Source organism: Saccharicrinis sp. 156 (genome assembly GCF_050589685.1).
GTDB lineage: Bacteria > Bacteroidota > Bacteroidia > Bacteroidales > Marinilabiliaceae > Saccharicrinis.
Genome location: NZ_JBNGOS010000019.1, coordinates 82,994 through 95,010, shown reverse-complemented (window position 1 = coordinate 95,010; position 12,017 = coordinate 82,994). Strand labels below are relative to the sequence as shown.

Annotated in this window: 9 protein-coding genes; all 9 read right to left on the bottom strand. The window is 35.9% G+C overall.

Annotated elements, in window-relative coordinates:
- Nucleotides 1-75: 75 nt before the first annotated feature.
- The 9 genes from ACRD64_RS13355 to ACRD64_RS13315 all read right to left on the bottom strand — a co-directional run bounded on the left by ACRD64_RS13355 (nucleotide 76) and on the right by ACRD64_RS13315 (nucleotide 11,951).
- Nucleotides 76-1,473: a hypothetical protein gene (locus ACRD64_RS13355; protein WP_430933889.1), complete on the bottom strand. Its 1,398-nt coding sequence runs from the start codon at nucleotides 1,471-1,473 to the stop codon at nucleotides 76-78.
- Nucleotides 1,474-1,569: 96 nt separating this feature from the next.
- Entirely contained in the window at nucleotides 1,570-1,815 is a 246-nt protein-coding gene (locus ACRD64_RS13350; RefSeq protein ID WP_430933888.1) for a hypothetical protein, read from the bottom strand.
- A gap of 414 nt (nucleotides 1,816-2,229) precedes the next feature.
- A complete protein-coding gene (locus tag ACRD64_RS13345) occupies nucleotides 2,230-3,942 on the bottom strand; it encodes a hypothetical protein (protein WP_430933887.1) in 1,713 nt (570 codons plus the stop codon).
- A gap of 35 nt (nucleotides 3,943-3,977) precedes the next feature.
- Nucleotides 3,978-5,183: a DUF4249 domain-containing protein gene (locus tag ACRD64_RS13340; protein ID WP_430933886.1), complete on the bottom strand. Its 1,206-nt coding sequence runs from the start codon at nucleotides 5,181-5,183 to the stop codon at nucleotides 3,978-3,980.
- Complete coding sequence (locus ACRD64_RS13335) at nucleotides 5,170-7,953, bottom strand: TonB-dependent receptor (protein ID WP_430933885.1); 2,784 nt, start codon at nucleotides 7,951-7,953, stop codon at nucleotides 5,170-5,172. Before ACRD64_RS13335 ends, ACRD64_RS13340 begins: the two co-directional genes overlap by 14 nt.
- A 55-nt stretch (nucleotides 7,954-8,008) precedes the next feature.
- Entirely contained in the window at nucleotides 8,009-8,749 is a 741-nt protein-coding gene (locus ACRD64_RS13330; protein ID WP_430933883.1) for a hypothetical protein, read from the bottom strand.
- Nucleotides 8,750-9,181: 432 nt separating this feature from the next.
- A complete protein-coding gene (locus ACRD64_RS13325) occupies nucleotides 9,182-9,418 on the bottom strand; it encodes a hypothetical protein (protein ID WP_430933882.1) in 237 nt (78 codons plus the stop codon).
- A 244-nt stretch (nucleotides 9,419-9,662) separates the two neighbouring features.
- The gene (locus ACRD64_RS13320; RefSeq protein WP_430933881.1) at nucleotides 9,663-10,451 is read right to left on the bottom strand and encodes a toxin-antitoxin system YwqK family antitoxin; all 789 of its coding nucleotides are present in this window, start codon (nucleotides 10,449-10,451) and stop codon (nucleotides 9,663-9,665) included.
- Between the two features lie 33 nt (nucleotides 10,452-10,484).
- Entirely contained in the window at nucleotides 10,485-11,951 is a 1,467-nt protein-coding gene (locus ACRD64_RS13315; protein WP_430933880.1) for a hypothetical protein, read from the bottom strand.
- Between the last annotated feature and the right edge of the window lie 66 nt (nucleotides 11,952-12,017).

Here is a 12,017-nt window from a genome sequence, read left to right as displayed (position 1 = left end):
TTGAAACAAAAACATACTCGGAATGCGTATTTTTAGGCCGGCGTAACGCAGTACTTGGGGTTTTCCTGCCGAAACTTATTTTATTTGGTTACCAATACCCTCGTCAATCACTTTACCTTTTGATTTTACCTTAACTCCTGAACTCTTAGGCGAGAGATAAACCGGATAATCAGTTAGGTTATTCAATTCAAAATCTGCCCCTTTAAAATTATTTTGGTGCGGAAAATTTCCGTTCAATAAACGAATGTTTCCTTTATCCCCACCAACCATTATGCGCAACCCATTTTCAACAGCTTCAGATGATCCTTTCAGGGTAATCTTATGACCACTCCCACCAATATATGCTACACTACCAGATCCGTTATAGTAGCCATTTTCAGCAGGTATGATGGTAATATCCGCATGGTAACCTTTGTCATTTCCATAAGTGCTCGCATAAACAGGCCCATAAGCACAATCGGCTTTACAATTAACCACATCGCCATTTCCTAAAGAATAGCCGTTTTCACATCCAATAACAATACAACCTTCAACATATTTCTTTCCGGTAGCATGGGCAACTGTTACGCCTGTGCGCATATTTTTAATGGTACAATTCAATATAGTAGGATTATCAGTTCCTCTCTTAATTATTTCGCCATCAATAATAGTAGTGCCCCCATTATACGCACGAATACCTGCTTCTCCCAGACTAAGCATATATCCGGCTGGCAGCCTATATCCCCAGGTAGTCATAAAATCAATATCGAATGCCGGACCTGATGTTTCTGCCAGCATATCATCTGTTTTACGCACGGCTCCTTCAATAACACAACCTTCGATGGTTGGGTAACTGGCCGCCTGCATAAACATACAATGTCCATATGATCGATGAATGATGGTACAGTTTTTTGCATGATTTCGTAAACCACGCACAAGAAAAGCAGAGTGTTTACGGTGGTTTATCATATTGTTCTTGCCTCCTTTACCAAAAGCATCGCCATAACCATATGGATAGGATCCTTTAACCGTCATGTGAAAGCCTTCAATAAGGTTATCTTTTCCATCCATACATACCCCTAATGCTCCTTTATTGGGTCCATCATACACCGAACCAACATCTACCATGGTAAGATTTTTTAAAACATTGTTGTTACCGGTTACTACTACCTCATGCACCCTGTATTTTCCAAAACAATTAAATACAGCGGTTTCAATATTAAGGGTTACACCGGTAAAATCGTATGTACTGTTACTTCCCGAAAAAAGCAACAAAATCTTAGCCCTGTCTTCACAATCACTTGTTCCGTATGTTCCCCCCTTGATATCTTCCGTTGTAATTGAATAGGTTCCCGGTTTTAAAACCACATTCACATGGTCATCATCCAGGTATGGCAATAATTCTTTCAGTGAATTAACGGTTCTTGAAAAAGCCGAGGAATGCAAAGTGAAAAACATCAAGAGTAACAAAGTTAATATCTTACTTAATTTCATGTTATTTTGTTTTGTTTTGTTTAAAATCAATTTCATATAAAATATAATTAATAGTATCTAACCTTTATTTATGTTTTTATTTTTTCACACCTTATGTTAGTTTGAAATGATTAGAGCTTTTTTACAAGGTTCTGCCAATCGAAACTCCACCTGGTATATATTTTGTCTGTTCATATTACCGTTACGTTCAATATACGAACCATCCTGCCGGAACAAATGCATTTTGCCCGGTTTAAAGTAGGCTGTAACCGGAATTTTCACAACCACGGGTTGATCGCCTACAAGCATCAGGCTTTGCTTTGTTTTTTCAATGGAAACAGTTGCCGGCGTGGTCACGGCCAATATTTCCCATTCATTATATTTTTTTTACCACATTATCTGTTCCTTTATCAACAACCTCTACTTTGGGGCTTGACCTAAAGCCCAAAATAATACTGGAATAATCCAAAAAATATTTTTCATGCCTGTTGATTACAGTTTAATAAAATACTTAGCAAACCGATATTTGCTTCTCATACAATATCTTTTTTGCCTGCACTTACTATTTATAATACTTTGATAGGTTAACAATTACGCATTTTTACGTATTCATCGTCGGTATAAAATATTAAGTTCGGAAAAGAACAGAATGGCTTGTCCTTTATATTTAACTTGAAATAAATACCTACATTACCAAAATCACCTCGTATTTATCAAAAAGCACACCGTCAAGTAAAAAAAACTTAACAATGCGATGTACGATTGTATTTCTATATTTTACTTCTCAACTTCAAAACTTATCTTACTTACTTGATATTCTTCACCATTCTTATCTATTCCATGTACTATAATTTGATAGGTTCCAGGAATATCAGATGTGGAAAATGAATAATACTGTGTTAGCGCGTCATTAAAACTCAAATTTGAATCCCAAAAAAGGCAGTTTCTTCTGTCTGGGCTAATGCTATCTGCTGGATTTTCCGATTCAGCACCTATAACTTTTTTATTCTTGTCGAGTAATGCACATTTAAAAAACATCCCGTTTTTAGGTAACTCAACACCTGCCATATCGTTGTTCTTAGAAAAAACACTAATTATACCGCAATAGGCCTGATCACCTACTATATAACCACTATTAATTAATTCAATACGTTCAACTTTGGATGTAATAATATTTAAAAAAACATCCTCATCCGATATAGAAACATTGTCTACTAACAAAAGAAAAGGCTGAGAACGTAAACTATTTATTTGACCATTATTAGAGAATAAAGTCAGTTTTTCTTTTGCATTCTTTATTTCCGGTATTAGTTCATGGATAAAATCCTTAATACTCACAAGGTCTATGTATTCTTCTGTGTAAAAAGTTTTGTCAGGCTCACCAAAAAAACTTACCCCATCCTTTTCTACATTGGTATTATCAAGTTCGCTTACACTCTCAAACAACTGATTTATTTGTGCATTAATACAAATCTCCTCCGCGACAAGTTTCTCCTTTTCAGAAAGAGAGAACTCAACATGATTCAAATTTACCGCACGATTACAAAAATCCAAATCGATCTCTATAGTAAGATTCAAGTCATTCTTTTCTGCATTAATAAATAATTCATCAGCGCCAGTTTTATCCGGTACTTGCAAATAAAAACGACCTTTAATATCAGTATATACTATTTCAAAAACCGGATTTTTACCTAATAGTGCCAAACTAACCAATGCATTATCAACAGGTTGTTTATCTGTTGAATTCAGTACTGTTCCACTTATAGCCAGTCCATTTATCTCTGGCATAAAATAAGCATCCTCTCCTTCACCAGGGTTCTTATAGTTTTGGATTATACATGTTTCCGTCAAATTTTTGGCACCTTCTTTCACCACTGCAACACAATAATTGTTTACTTGGCCACTATTATTATCCGTTTTCAATTCAACATTAATTCTCTCACCTGGTAAATACTTCAACTTGTCCAGGTTAATTTCAAAGTTTGGAATTTCACTTACCTCACAATATTTTATAGAATCTTCGCTTCGTTTATGATTTTGATTTAATACCGGGCTGGTCGGATTTATAATCTTCACTTGTGAATAAGCATATGATTCAGTAGGATAATTCCTCATCCACCTCGTATATGCTTTTAAATAATAAATACCGGTCAACAAATTATTGGGGATTTGCACAGTCCCAACTGCTTTATTTCCATCGATAGGCCATTTTAATTGTTGAACTGGCATACCATCAGGTTTTATTAATTCAACATAAAGTACAGTACTAAATTCCCTATCTGAAACAATATTTTTACGATAATTAGCTTGTAGAAAGATATCTTCTCCTACCGCATAAATGGAACGGTCGGTAAATAAAGTGACCTCCTCATGAAGCCTATTCGACATTATTGGTATATGCGAAGGTTGTTTCACTTCTTGAGCAGCAGTTATTTTAAATAAACTCAATAGGAAAACAACGGTATATAAAATATGTGTGCTTTTATTCATTAGCTAAGTTTTATATCAATGATATATTTGAATTACTACTCAAAAAAATCTGGTTTAATCAATGATCCTCCCCCATAGGTACAATCAAAACAAATTGGAGATGCTATCATACCATTGACATCAAAATAAATTGGTTCATAAAGTGGTGGGTCATCCGGATCATATTCTTCGAGTTCACAATTTTCATTAAGCATTTCATTTAGCGGGCCTTTAAAATTTAATCGTTTTTCTGAGTATGAAGCTGCCCAAAAGAAACCTAAAACTACCTCATCCGCATCGTTCACGTTACAAATGTTACCCGTTACTGAACTTGGTTGGGTTTGATGTAAACCGCTTCCTTCTGAAACAATTACTTGTGTCTTACTCCAATAATCGTAAGCCGTCATGCTCATTGCATACTGCTTAACCAAAACACTATAGTTATAATTTAATTTGATGCCCGAAGCGTAGATTAGAGGAATTTTCTTTTTCTCATTAGATGATAAATTATCTGTTGATGCTGTATACAAATCCGACACTTCCTTTGTAGTATAACAAACCGATAAACTATCCGTAGGTTCTTCAAAATAAATACTGCCCGTGTAATCATCGGAATAACGCATTTCTGCTATTAAATATGGCGAATGATGTTCCCATGTTTCCTCCAATATCCATCGATAATAGCCAGTTGCACTTTCCTCTGCTTTTAGATCGGCATAATATTGCAAACCACTCTGACTTGTTAAGGATGATGATTGATATGCCTCCTCAATAAAATAGAGGCTATCCACAGGGCTACTTTCATAGAGCGTTTCGAAATCGGAGGCATACTCTTTTCCTTCTGGTGTGATAACGTTGATCATAAACTGACTTCCAAACGGCAGTGCCTCTGGCGGTATTTCAGCATGATAATTACCATCGCTTGCTTCTTCGTAGGTAAATTCCTCGCCCTCGGCATTGGTTGCCCACACAGTGCATCCAGATACCCAATTGATAGCACTTTCATTAAGAGAAGTTGATTTGGATACCAACACTGTTTGTATACTGTTGCCTTTAACAATACTTCCATCCACCACCAAAAACTCCGTATTACCCTGAATAGGCGGATTGTATACTTCAATACAACCGTATATCATCACACTCAATAGGAACACAGTTGCAGTCCGCAGCAACTTATAATTTCTTAAAAGTATGGAATGAAACACCATATTTTTAATGAGCTTATTGCGATATATTATTGATAAATACTTATTCTTTAGCATAGTTCCCAAATTTAAAATTCCATGATAGGCTGACGATAGGTTGTCCGAATATGGATAATTTATAAGCCTGCATATCGCCATTATTCGATTCGTAGTACACCGAATAGGCATTTTTTCGGCCGGTAACATTATAGATATTTAACGTCCAAAAGCTATGTATCGCTTTCTTTCGGCGTAAATTACCTTCCAGGTTTACCGATAAATCTACCCTAAAATAGTCCGGTATCCTATATCCATTACGATCAGAGTAATACAGTATCTCCTGACCGTTTGACTGATAAGATGTAATGGGGTATGTGATGGGTCTACCCGTACTATAATCAACAATGGTTGAAAAACTCAGGCGCATATTTGAACGTAATGTGGCGGTAAGATTAAAACTGTGTGGCCGGTCATAATTAGATGGATATGCCCTTCCGTTATTAATCGTCTCTGACGGCAAATCATTATCCACCTTAACCATTGATTTTGAATAAGTATAGGACATTCTTCCCGAGAACACACCACTTGGTTTTTTAAGCATAAATTCCAAACCTTCAACATCCTGATTCCCTTGCAGCAATAACATTTCAGTTGGGTCTCCCGAGAGAAAGTCCACACCATCCTTATACTCAACTATATTATTCATGTATTTTTTATACACTTCAACAGAGGCTTCGAGACCACTTTCGGGCATATTATGATAATAACCTATTGATAACTGATTGGAAACCGGTGGTTTTAAATGATAGTCGGCAAGCTTCCACATATCCGTTGGCGCCATAGCAATTGTATTGCTCAGCATAAATACATATTGCTTGTTTCTATTGTAAGAAGCCTTTACCGAATTGTTAATGCCTAGTTGATAATTAAGCGAAAGACGCGGTTCGAGGCTCGAATATGATTTTATTACCTCTCCTGAGCTATAAGACTTAGTTTCTTTGATATTATTTTCATCTATAGGTGAATCCGGGTAATATACATTTACATCCTTTGCTCCCAAATATGAAAACATACTGAATCGTAATCCGGCATTTATTTTCAACTTTGGTAACAGTGAAAACTCATCGCTGACATAAAGAGCCGATTCTACACCTCGTTCCTTACCCATTTCTATTGGAACTCGTGAAGATTCATTATTAAACGGTAAAACATCTCCTCTATCCTGATGATAGAATATGGAGTTTACTCCAAATGAAATCAAGTGGTCTTTCTTTGTATTATAAATCAGGTCTGCCCTTAACTCTGAATGGTTCAGCTTAAACTCCCGCGTATAAGCTTCTGACGGATTGTCTTTGCCATTGTGTTTGTTCAGATATTGGCTATGTACCAAAGATACATCACCATTTAGTGAGGAAGAGAACAAATGTTTCCAATTGACTGAAACGCCTGTATTTTCATAATAGTAATCATCGGTTGAAGCCAGTGAAAATTCATCCTTACTCCTATAGAAAAATGTTTTTAAAGAGTTCTTTTGGTTAATCTCTGTATTAAAAGATGCGCTTAAATCATAAAAGGCTGCATTACTATTTTGAATATCAATATCGTCAATCTTTGATAACAACCAGTCTGAGTATGTACCTCTGTAGTTTAGCACAAAGGTGCTTTTATCTTTCTTTATAGGTCCCTCTACAGCCATGTGTCCGGTAACAAAACTAATCCCCCCTTTTCCATAGAGTTCCTTTTTATTACCACTACGTGTATTAATATCAAATATGGAAGATAAACGACCTCCATATTTTGCGGGTATATTACTTTTATATAAAGAAAAAGCGTTCACTACATCAGAACTAAACGCCGAAAAGAAACCAAAAAGGTGCGATGTGTTATATATGGGAATTTTATTGATATAAAACATGTTTTGGTCGGCCGTTCCCCCTCTCACATTCAATCCGGAAGACCCTTCACCGGCACTTTGAACTCCGGGAAGCATTTGCGCTATTTTCAGGATATCCTGCTCTCCCATTACAACCGGAATATTTTTAATGCTTTTACTTGTCATGCGCTCAAATCCCATCTGCATTCCGGTCACATTATTGTTGGCTCCAACCACTACCTTTACTTCCTTAATACTAAAATTCTCCTTTTCCATCGCTATGGAAAAAGCTCCATCAGAATATACATCAAGATAAAACTTCTTTTCTTTCATTGACATTGACCGGGCAACTATTTCATATTCTCCCTGCTTTAATATTAAATTAAAGTAACCGTCGATATCAGTTGCCGCCCCAATATCCTCATTTTCGATATAAACCGTAGCACCTATTAAAGCATGCCCTGTTTCCTGATCGGTTATTTTTCCGCGAATCGCACATCTTTTGCCATTCGTGAACCTTTTTCCTTCACCTACTTTAATGACAGTTGGGCTGATGAACTTCTTTCCTTCAATATAGTTTTTCTCTGCTTCAGTATATTCATCATCCGTTTCGGTAATAGTTGATTGGTATAAATTAATTTTTGAAAAATAATCGGGAAGTTTTTCTACAATTCTTTCCCCGGGGTATATGATGATGTTTCTTTGTTTATCGATATAAAAGTTTAAGCCTTTTTTTTGAAGGATGTCATTTAACACCTTTGAAAGCTCCAAATTCACCCCGAAAACACTGACCTCTAAATCTTTAACCCATACATCATTATATTGGATATGATATAAAGTTTGCTTTTCAACCACGGTAACAAACTCACTAAATGTGGCATTTTTTAATGAAACCGAAAGCGTCACTAAATCCTTTTGCCCATAAACAAAAGAACTTACTATGGTTAGCAGAAAAATTAAGGTGTTTTTTTGCATAAAATCTGTTTATTAACTTTGATGTGATACCGATTGTATAATGAATTTTCCTGTTTTAACCGTTTTTCGATATCTTTTCACAAAAAGCAAGCAGGTTTGCCATGTCGGTTCCCGTTAATTTGTATTGTTTTATATCGTGTTCATTTATATACTTTGATATCTGCTTTTTATGCTCCGGGAAAAGTTTTATCAATGTTTTTTTCCCTTTAAAGATATAGTGAGTCCCATTTGTTATCAGGTAGAATTTTTTCTTCTGTTCGGAAAACTTATGTGCCATAAACGAGACTTTATGAGCAGACTCAGACCGATCTTTTTCCCAATAACACAAACAACTCATATCTCCATTATATATTTCTTCATAAAAGCAATTTCCTTTTCCATTCAAATTGCACTTCTTAAATTGGTGACCATCAATAACAAACTCTGAAATAAAATCTACCGGAGGCATATACGATGTCTTATAGTTGGAGTTTTTATTCCTTTGAACTAATAATGTCTGATCCCATACATTATATTTTAGCTTTAAATCTTCAAATTTTAAATTATGAATTACTATATGTCCTTTTTTATACTCATCCTGATTAAAATAGGGATGTCCGAGGTCGTTCACATAAATATTTTCAAAGAACTTACCGCTCACCAATACATCTCCCGTTCCGTATTTTTGACCTACAGCCTGAAATAAGTCCTCTCCCGGAGCCAACTCAGCCATATAATGTTGACCTAACAAATCAATAGGTGAAACATATATACACAAAAGAAACAGCCAATTTTTAACTATATATTTCAACCACATAATTCTTTTTTTTATATTCTTTATCACGTTAACTCAAATAAGAAACCTATATTCCTATTCGTTATTACAATCAGTATTTGCATGTAAAAAATACCTAACCATAATACTTCTCTTAAACGAATGCAATCGATTGCGCACCATATGAAATCAAAGTACAAACTTTTTAATGTCTCTAGCCTTGAGTTCACTACGCTCGTTAACACCTTTCATTGATATACCATTATTCTTGTACGGGGTCAGTTGGGACATCGAATGCTAACTTCATTGTAAAAGTGATATAAGTTTTTATCTATATCTTACACAATTACAAAGTTTATATATGTTCCCTCTATAATCCTATCATCTGGAATTTATCCCCATAAATCATGCGCCTCATAAAACCCTTCTCTGTCTAGGTGTACATATAAAGTTATACTCCCCTCAATAAAATCTCTACTCCCAAACAAAATTAGAAGCACTAACGCTAACACTTGGAGGGTCCGCCCCATTCTCCTGTACTTCTGTTAAATCCCATAGTTTACCTAAAAATATTGTCCCAGTTGAGGTAACTGTATTTGCCATATTAATACTTGTAACACCTACAACTTTATAAGTGCCACAAGTAACAGATATTACCGCATTTCCAATCATAAAACAGATGGAACTTCTAATGATGCAATTCCAAGACATTGAGAAAATGTTTAATCCCCTACAGTAATACAATTTGATAATCCACCTACTGTTGAATAACCTATACCGTTAGCAAAAACATTACTTCATGTGGTAACTATCTTATCGAGATTAATGCTTGTTAAACTAGGTTTATCTCTAAAAGAATGATCTCCTAATGTAAGAACAGTTGATTGTAAATTGGCTCTTTCTAACGCATTATTACAAGCATCACCCGAACCCTTGTTAAATTCGACATCAACAATTACACACCCCTTACCGAAACGCTTACTTTTTTTTGCAGTATCAGTTTCATGCCGCTGGACATTGTTGCTATAGCAACAATGTTAAAGGTTTTATCCAATATTGCTCCTTTGGGAACCTGATAATTAAACATCCCGGTTTTTCCGGAATTAGAATTACATAAGGTTAAGTTTTTATGGAAATATTTTCCCTCGATCAGTTTCCCTTCATAAAACTCTACATTTTTAATTCTTTTAGCACCTTCCCCAACCAACGAAGCTTTTAACTTATACATGTTAGCAGATCTGATTTCATCAATTTTTTGTATGCTCAAAGCAGGTTGCTCACGTTCTTTCCCGAGATTGGTATACTCTTTTAAGCCCGTACCAACCATACCTCCTTTGTAGTAATATTCGGCTGTTAAGTTTCCACTACGGTCGTACCTTTTACAAGTACCGTTTAAGTTGCCACTTTTGTATTCCTGTTCTTTCCATATCTTTCCATTAGAATGGTAGGTATATCGACTACCTTCTTTTTTGTTGTTTACATAGTTTATTTTTTCGTACACATTCCCTGTCTTTGAGTAACGAATACTAACACCGTGTCTGACCGTTTCACCCTTTTCGTTTTTCATAAGTGAAACTTTCCATTCCACCGGAGAAGAAGGATCGTTGTTAAAATGTTTTTTTTGGATAAAAGTTCCATCCGGATTTGCCGCTGCACTTTTTTTTGTGGTTTCTTTCTGAGATCCCAAAAATTCACATCCCGTCAGGAAAAGTGTAACGGTTAATAAAGCTATTGCTAATTTCATATTATAATAATTTAATAGTTATCCTGTTTTGAATCAATTTTGTACCACATTATCTGTTCCTTTATCAACAACCTCTGCTATAGGGCTTGTTACTGTGCATCCTGATGAGTATTTGGTGAGTTCTACAGGCACACTAGTTTCATTTATTAATTGTATTGCGGATGCATTGTGTTTGCTTTGAAGCTCCGACTCTGTGCTATTTGTTTCATTATATCTATATCCTACGTAACCAATTTTCATTGGCATGGTGTACATGCTCATGTCCTCGGTAGCAGTAATTTTTATTTTATGATTTGAACCCGATATTTCCATAAAACTATGGGTTCCCATAACTGATTCAGCGGAGATCAATTCCAATTCAATATCCGCATTTTTCTTATTGCTATATGGAATACTCAATATAGGCCCAAATGCTGCATCTACTTTACAGTTTCGCACAACTGAGTTTGAAGGTACACTGTAACCGTGATCGCAACGCGTTACCACACAATCCGTAACAGTAGCACCATCACTGGATATTGTAAGGGTAATACCTCCCCGCATTTTATCCACCACACAATTCTCAACTGTTATTTTGCCCGTACGCCTGCTCACACCATTAACATCGGTTCCATCCAGATATGCACGAATACCGTCTTCTGTAAGGCTTAGCATTTCACCTTTGGGGATATCGGAGCCTTCGTACCAATCAGGGTACATTCTTTTAAAATCATGGTCGAATGCGGGACCACTGGTTTCTTCGTATATTTCATCGGTTAAACGCAAAGCTCCTTCCATATTTACATTTCGGATAACCGTGTTTTGCGCGCCATGAATATGTATACCATGCCCAAAGGCAAATACCTTGAACATGCATCCATCTACCCATACATTATCTCCCAAGATGGACATTGCTGAATGTTTATACAAAGCAACAGCAGATCCTGATCCTTTACCATACATATCCCCATATCCATAGGGTGAAGAACCGCGTATGATAATCTCACATCCAAAAAATGAGATATTATTTCCATGAACTTCAAATTCCGCAAGGCTCTTGTAAGGCCTGTCTTCACCTGTATTTTCGAAATGCCCACCGTTAAAAATCAAGTTGCTGCCATCTATTCGATAGGTGGCAAACTCGTGCGTACTTCCGGGTCCCATGTTTCTGAGCACGGATGTTGGAATGATAATTCTTACATCATTAAAATTAAACTCATTGTTAGATCCGCTAAAATGAAAAATAGTTTTAGGATCATCAGGCATATGATCTTTCACCACATATTCGCCTGGCAGCATATTAATTACCCTACCAGACATTTGACCGGCCAATCTAAGTTCTTCGATACTAGCTACAGTAATCGAATCAGAAGTTGGTGCTTTTTGTTCCTGAGTTAAACTTCCACCGTCTGCTACTTTTTTCAGAGCAGAAACTGCAGGATAATCAGTGTCTAACAATATTGTTTGCGCTTGACTTAAAACACAAAATAATAATAAAAAAATCCAAAAAATATTTTTCATGCCTGTTGATTACTGTTAAACAATATACTTAGCAAAACCTTTATTTGGTTCTCATGTAATATCCTT

Excerpts from the sequence above, each read along its gene's own strand:
- ACRD64_RS13355 (WP_430933889.1), bottom strand. The coding sequence starts at position 1,473 with ATGAAATTAAGTAAGATATTAACTTTGTTACTCTTGATGTTTTTCACT.
- ACRD64_RS13345 (WP_430933887.1), bottom strand. The coding sequence starts at position 3,942 with ATGAATAAAAGCACACATATTTTATATACCGTTGTTTTCCTATTGAGT.
- ACRD64_RS13340 (WP_430933886.1), bottom strand. The coding sequence starts at position 5,183 with ATGCTAAAGAATAAGTATTTATCAATAATATATCGCAATAAGCTCATT.
- ACRD64_RS13335 (WP_430933885.1), bottom strand. The coding sequence starts at position 7,953 with ATGCAAAAAAACACCTTAATTTTTCTGCTAACCATAGTAAGTTCTTTT.
- ACRD64_RS13330 (WP_430933883.1), bottom strand. The coding sequence starts at position 8,749 with ATGTGGTTGAAATATATAGTTAAAAATTGGCTGTTTCTTTTGTGTATA.
- ACRD64_RS13325 (WP_430933882.1), bottom strand. The coding sequence starts at position 9,418 with ATGTCTTGGAATTGCATCATTAGAAGTTCCATCTGTTTTATGATTGGA.
- ACRD64_RS13320 (WP_430933881.1), bottom strand. The coding sequence starts at position 10,451 with ATGAAATTAGCAATAGCTTTATTAACCGTTACACTTTTCCTGACGGGA.
- ACRD64_RS13315 (WP_430933880.1), bottom strand. The coding sequence starts at position 11,951 with ATGAAAAATATTTTTTGGATTTTTTTATTATTATTTTGTGTTTTAAGT.